We start from the raw sequence: 6425 nt of genomic DNA, 5'->3' as shown, positions 1-6425 counted from the left end.
CGATCCGCCGCGCGCGCGTGATGCACCGCTTCCTGCAACTGATGAACGAGCACCGCGACGCACTTGCGGCGATCATCACCGCCGAGCACGGCAAGGTGTTCTCCGACGCGCAGGGCGAAGTCGCCCGCGGCATCGACATCATCGAATTCGCCTGCGGCGTGCCGCAACTGCTGAAGGGCGACTTCACCGACCAGGTCAGCACCGGCATCGACAACTGGACGATGCGTCAGCCGCTCGGCGTCGTCGCGGGCATCACGCCGTTCAACTTCCCGTGCATGGTGCCGTGCTGGATGTTCCCGGTCGCGATCGCGACGGGCAATACGTTCGTGCTGAAGCCGAGCGAGCGCGACCCGTCGGCGGCCTTGTTCATCGCCGACCTGCTCACGCAGGCCGGGCTGCCGGCCGGCGTGTTCAACGTCGTGCAAGGCGACAAGGGCGCGGTCGACGCGCTGCTCGATCACCCCGACGTGCAGGCCGTCAGCTTCGTCGGCTCGACGCCGATCGCGGCCTACGTGCAGCAGCGTGCCGTGCAATCCGGCAAGCGTGTGCAGGCACTCGGCGGCGCGAAGAATCACCTCGTCGTGATGCCCGACGCGAACCTCGAGCAGGCCGTCGATGCACTGATCGGCGCCGCGTACGGCTCGGCCGGCGAACGCTGCATGGCGATCAGCGTCGCGGTGCTGGTTGGCGACATTGCGGACCAGATCGTGCCGCTGGTGGCCGAGCGCGCGCGCAAGCTGGTGATCGGCGACGGCATGTCGCCGGAAGTCGAGATGGGCCCGATCGTCACCGGCGATGCGTTGAAGCGTATCGAAGGCTATATCGAGCAAGGCGTGAACGAAGGCGCGCAACTGGTGGTCGACGGCCGCGGGCTGCGCGTACCGGGCCGCGAGGCCGGCTTCTTCACCGGCGGCACCCTGTTCGACCACGTGACGCCCGACATGCGCATCTACAAGGAAGAAATCTTCGGGCCCGTGCTCGGCTGCGTGCGCGTGAAGGATTTCGGCGACGCGGTCGACCTGATCAACGCGCACGAGTTCGGCAACGGCGTGTCGTGCTTCACGAGCGACGGCGGCATCGCGCGCGAGTTCTCGCGGCGCATCCAGGTCGGCATGGTCGGCATCAACGTGCCGATTCCGGTGCCGATGGCGTGGCACGGCTTCGGCGGCTGGAAGAAGAGCCTGTTCGGTGACATGCACGCGTACGGCGAGGAAGGCGTGCGCTTCTACACGCGCCAGAAGTCGGTGATGCAGCGCTGGTCGTCGAGCATCGGCAAGGGTCCCGAATTCGCGATGCCGACCGCGAAGTAACCGCCTGACGGCACGCCGCCCGCCGATCGGTCGAGCGGGCGGTACGCCGGCAGGCTGCGTCAGCCGGCCTGCGTGCCGTGCGCGCCGTCGGCGGTCGGCAGGTACGACAGTTCGAGCCGGTACGCGAGCGCGACGAACAGGCTCTGCGCGAGCCCCATCGTGGCCGTCAGCGCGCGGAAGCCGAACGTCGCGCTGTCCTGCACCATCAGCGTCACCTCGGCCTCCCGCGCCAGCGGGCTCATCCGGCTGTCGGTGATCGCGATCAGCCGCGCGCCGCGCTGCACGGCCTGCTGCGCAACCTGCACGGTTTCCTCCGCATACGGCATGAACGAGATGACGATCATCACGTCGCCCTCGCGCACCGAGCGGATCTGGCCGAGATGCATGCTACCGAGCGCACTGAACAGGCCGATGCGCTTGTCGGTGTGCTGCAATGCATAGTCGAGGTACACGGCGATCGGAAACGCGCGCCGCGAGCCCGCGATCCAGATCGCCTGCGTGTCGGCGAGCAGGTCGACGGCCTGCGCGAGCGCCTGCGAATCGAGCGTCTGCCGCAGCTGCTGCATCCCGGCAATACTGCCCTTGATGAATTCGTCGGCGATCTGCTCGGGCTGCAGGCTCGACGAGCCCGATTCGATCACGTCGCGCAGCCGCAGGTTGTACGCACGCCCTGGCGCGATCTGCTGGGCGAGGCCTTCGCGGAACAGCTTCTGCATCTCGGAGAAGCCGGAAAACCCGAAATGCTTCGCGAAGCGCACGACAGCCGACGGCTGGACGCCGCACGCTTCCGCGAGCGACTGAATGCCTTCCAGGCCAAGCTGGTCCCGATGCGTTTCCACATGGCGCGCAATCACCTTCAGGCGATTGCTGAGGCCGTCGTACTCCTGCGTCAGATGCTGCAGGAACTGCTCGACAGTGGCGGGAGGTTTCTCGGATGAACTCATCGGATAGCGCGAAGTTGACGGCCCCGACGTGCGCGCGAGGTTGACGAACGCGGCCCGGGGCTCACCTGGATACATGCATGAAGGGCGAATTTAATCACGTTTGCGGCGCGGCCCGCGCCGCGTGCTCGCTCCCACGCGCTCGATCATCACTTGCCTACGCTCCACGGCAATACTGGAAGCGATTGTCCAACGCTCTCGCGGCGTCGTAAAGATTAGGGTGTCTACCGAGGCCGGCCGCCGGTGCGAAGCCTTGCGCGACGGGCGCGCCGCGCACCGCAGCCGGCCCGTCGCGCGCGGTTCAGCGATAGTCGACCCACACGCCGCCCGCATCGGCGGAGCGCACGCAGTTCTCGACCCAGCGCACACCTTCCACGCCCGCATGGACGTCCGGATAGCGGATGCTCTTCAACGCCGCGGCGTCGCCGCGATCGGCCGCATCCATCGCGAGCGCGAAGCGCGCATAGAGATTCGACCACGCCTCGAACAGCCCTTCCGGATGCCCGGCGCCGATGCGATCCTCGCGCAATGCGTGCGGATGCAGATAACCCATCCCGCGATCGAGCACCTGCGCGGGCTGCCCCTGCACTTCGTAGCGCAACTGGTTCGGATGCTCGTCCCACCACTCGACACTCGCCTTCGAGCCGATCACGCGCACCTTCTGGCTGTGCATCGATCCCGCATTCACTGCGCTCGACCACACGTAGCCGACCGCGCCCGTGTCGTATTCCATGATCGTGAACGCGTTGTCTTCCAGCGGCGCGCGGCTTTTCACGAAGCTCTGCCGCGAACACATCAGCCGACGGATCTTCAGCTCGGGCGCCATCACTTCGGAGATGTACAGCGGATGCGTGCCGATGTCGCCGAGCACATAGCTCGGGCCCGCGAACTTCGGATCGACGCGCCAGCGCGCGGCCGCGCTCGCGGCCTCGACGCCCTCGCTGTGGAACCCGTGTGCAAACTGCATCTGCACGATGCGGATCTCGCCGAGATCGCCGCGCGCGATCATCTCGCGCGCCTGTTCGATCATCTGGTGTCCGGAATAGCCATACGCGACGCCGACGATCCGGTTCTTCTCGACCGACAGCCGCTCCAGCGCCTCGGCCTCCTCGGTCGTGAAGCACAGCGGCTTCTCGCAGACCACGTGCAGCCCCGCGTTCAGCGCGGCACGACAGATCTCGAAGTGCGTGTTGTTCGGCGTCGCGATCGACACCGCGCGAATGCCGTCCGGGCGGCGCGCCTCGGCGTCGAACATCGTCGCGTAGTCGGGATAGCAGCGCTCGGCCGCGACGCCGAGCTTCACGCCGAACTGGCGGCCGCGTTCGGGATCGATGTCGAATGCGCCGGCGACCAGCTCGAAGCTGCCGTCGCGCAACGCGGCCGACCGGTGGCTGTAGCCGATCTGGCTGCCGAGCCCGCCGCCGACCATGCCCCAGCGAATCGAATGTCCAAGCAGAATCTGTCCGTCGATCATGATTGTGTCGTTCCTTGTCCGTAGTCAGATCATCAAGCGAAACCGGCCGACGCGAGAAACGCGCGGCTCGCGGCCACGTCGCGCAGGCTCGTGCCGGCATTGCGCGGGTCGCGCTCCTGTTCGATCGTGATGTAGCCGGCGTAGCCGATCTCGTCGAGCGCCTGCTTGATCGACCGGTAGTCGAGCACGCCCTTGCCGATCGGGCACATCACGCCGCGCGCGCAAGCCGCGAAGAACGCGATGTGCTCGCCCATCACCGCGTCGTACACGGCCGCGTCGATGTCCTTGAAATGCACGTAGTCGAGACGCGCCGCGTGGCGGCGCAGCCAGGTTTCCGGATCCATGCCCGAGTAGTACAGGTGGCCCGTGTCGAGACACAGGCCGGCCGTGTCGGCCGGGATGTCGGCGACGATCCGGTCGATCTCGTCCGCGAACTCGATGTAACCGCCCGCATGCGGATGGATCACCGTGCGCACGCCGAATGCGTCGCGCGCGAGCGTCGCGATCTGCCGGATGTGCTCGACCATCGTCGACCAGCTTTCGTCCGACAGCCGCGGCGCGCGATCGCCATGGCCCGCCGCGTAGTCGCGTTCCTCGTGGCCCCAGTCCATCACGACCAGGTACGGCGCCGCATGGCGCTGGCCGTCCTGCGTCGGCAGCTTCGGCAGCCGCGTGATCAGCGCGCAGATGTCGCGCGTCTGGCGCAGCAGGTTCGGCAGGTTCGCCGGCGACACGAGATCGTCGAAGATCGTGCCGGCGGTGATGCTCAGGCGCTGCTGCTCCAGCTCCGCGCTCACCACGTCGAGTTCCAGCGGGATGTAGCCGTATGGCCCAAGCTCGATACCCGAGTAGCCGGCCTGCGCCGCCTCGGCGAGCACCTGTCGCCACGGCGGCAGGTGCGGGTTCTTCACGTCGTCGACACCCCAGCAGCACGGTGCGCAACCCATCTTCATCGTCATGTCGGTCAGTCCGGCAGGTAGGCGGCTGCGGTTCAGCCGCGATAGAACGCAGGGCGTTCGGCCATCGCGATCGGCTCGACCGCCCCGCTCTTTTGCGCACGCACGCACGCGTCGGCCGCGACTGCCGCCGCGTAGCCGTCCCAGGCCGACGGCCCGGTCAGCGCGTGCGCCCGCACGCCGTCGATGAACGCCTGCAGCTCGACGTCATACGACGCGATGAAGCGCTCCTTCCAGTCGGTCATGATCTCGACCGACTGCCGCGCCGCATGCTTGAGCCCCACCGCCGGCGGATCGGGCAGCTTCGCGATGCCCTGCTCGCCCACCACCTCGCACTGGATGTCGTAGCCGTACTGGCAGTTCACGAAGATCTCGACGTCGATGCGCACGCCGCTCGCGGTTTCCAGCAGCACGATCTGCGGATCGGCGAGATGCGCGGACGCATGGCGCGTCTTCTTCGGATAGACGACCTGGGTGCTCACGTAGTCCTCGCCGAGCAGCCAGCGCAGCACGTCGAGTTCGTGGATCAGCGTGTCGGTGATCGCCATGTCGGTCGTGTAGCGCTCGCCGACCGACTGGTTGCGGTGCGCGCAATGCAGCATCAGCGGCGCGCCGATCTCGCCGCTGTCGATCACGCGCTTCAGCGCGCGATAGCCTTCGTCGTACGGACGCATGAAGCCGACCTGCACGAGCCGCTTGCCGTGCGCGACTTCAGCCTCGACGATCCGCATGCAACCTTCGGCCGTGACGGCGAGCGGCTTCTCGCAGAATACGGGCTTGCCGTGCGCGATTGCATCGAGCACGAACGCTTCGTGCGTCGGCCCCCACGACGTGACGAGCACGGCCTGCACGTCGGCGGCCGCGACCACCTCGTGGCCATCGCCATAGATCTCGGCATCGAGCCCGTACTTCGTCACCGCGTCACGCGCCTGCTGCGGATCGATGTCGTTGACAGCTACGACCCGCGCGCCGGACAGCGTGCGGGTCAGTCTGCGAATATGGTCCTGGCCGATCGCACCGCAGCCGATCACGCCGATTTGCAAGGTCATCTCAAAGTCTCCAGTCGTTCATTGGCGGTGCGGCACGCGCCGCACCGGTCAGTCATCCGTCAGCGCGTCGTGCGATCGAAATGACGATCGACGTAGCGCTGGATCGTGTCGCGCATGTAACGCGACGATGCTTCCGCGCGGTCCTCCCACGCGAACACGCACGACGACATCACGCCGTCGAAGCCTGCCGCGCCGAGCGCGCGGAAAAACACGTCCCAGTCGATCTCGCCCTGCCCGATGTCGAGATGCTGGTGCACGCGGATCTGGTTCGAACCGGGCGGGTTCACGATGTAGCGCAGCTGGCTGCTCTTGCGGTGGTCGAAGGTGTCGGCCACGCGCACGTGCGCGAGAATCGGCGCGGCCTGCGCGATCATCGCGGCCATGTCGTCGCCGTAGTAGAACGTGTGCGGCGCGATGTACGACAGCTTCAACGACGGCGAGCCGAGGTTCGTGACGATGTCGATCGCGGGCTGCAACTGCTCGATCCAGTCCTCCGGATGCGGCTCGACCGACAGCACGATGCGTTCGCGCTCGAGGATCGGCAGCAGTTCGTCCATCGAACGGAACCACGCGGCTTCGCACAGCTCCTTCGGGTTCGCGCCGGGCCGCTCGCCGACCGAGCGCTCGGGCGACGCGCCGCGCCCGAACTCCGACACCATCAGCGCGCACTCCATCTCGACCGCCACCTCGATCGC

Annotated in this window: 6 protein-coding genes; 1 reads left to right on the top strand and 5 read right to left on the bottom strand. The window is 67.2% G+C overall.

Annotated elements, in window-relative coordinates; genetic code table 11:
• Nucleotides 1-1310 (top strand): CoA-acylating methylmalonate-semialdehyde dehydrogenase (locus tag JYJ84_RS25350; protein WP_205189585.1); only part of this gene is annotated, 1310 nt, incomplete at its 5' end.
• A 59-nt stretch (nucleotides 1311-1369) separates the two neighbouring features.
• Here the strand turns inward: JYJ84_RS25350 and JYJ84_RS25345 are convergent.
• The 5 genes from JYJ84_RS25345 to JYJ84_RS25325 form a co-directional block, all read right to left on the bottom strand.
• The gene (locus JYJ84_RS25345) at nucleotides 1370-2254 is read right to left on the bottom strand and encodes a MurR/RpiR family transcriptional regulator (protein ID WP_043182499.1); all 885 of its coding nucleotides are present in this window, start codon (nucleotides 2252-2254) and stop codon (nucleotides 1370-1372) included.
• Between the two features lie 298 nt (nucleotides 2255-2552).
• Nucleotides 2553-3725, bottom strand: coding sequence for a Gfo/Idh/MocA family protein (locus JYJ84_RS25340; RefSeq protein WP_122945119.1), 1173 nt, complete (start codon nucleotides 3723-3725; stop codon nucleotides 2553-2555).
• A gap of 32 nt (nucleotides 3726-3757) precedes the next feature.
• Nucleotides 3758-4684, bottom strand: coding sequence for a TIM barrel protein (locus tag JYJ84_RS25335; protein WP_122945118.1), 927 nt, complete (start codon nucleotides 4682-4684; stop codon nucleotides 3758-3760).
• A gap of 32 nt (nucleotides 4685-4716) precedes the next feature.
• Nucleotides 4717-5730: a Gfo/Idh/MocA family protein gene (locus tag JYJ84_RS25330; protein WP_122945117.1), complete on the bottom strand. Its 1014-nt coding sequence runs from the start codon at nucleotides 5728-5730 to the stop codon at nucleotides 4717-4719.
• Between the two features lie 59 nt (nucleotides 5731-5789).
• The coding region (locus tag JYJ84_RS25325; protein ID WP_205189584.1) for a sugar phosphate isomerase/epimerase family protein at nucleotides 5790-6425 on the bottom strand (636 nt) is incomplete at its 5' end.

The organism is Burkholderia sp. LMG 13014 (genome assembly GCF_905232215.1).
Taxonomy (GTDB): Bacteria; Pseudomonadota; Gammaproteobacteria; order Burkholderiales; family Burkholderiaceae; genus Burkholderia.
Note: the sequence above shows the minus strand (reverse complement) of the source record. Positions and strands in the feature narration are given on the sequence as shown.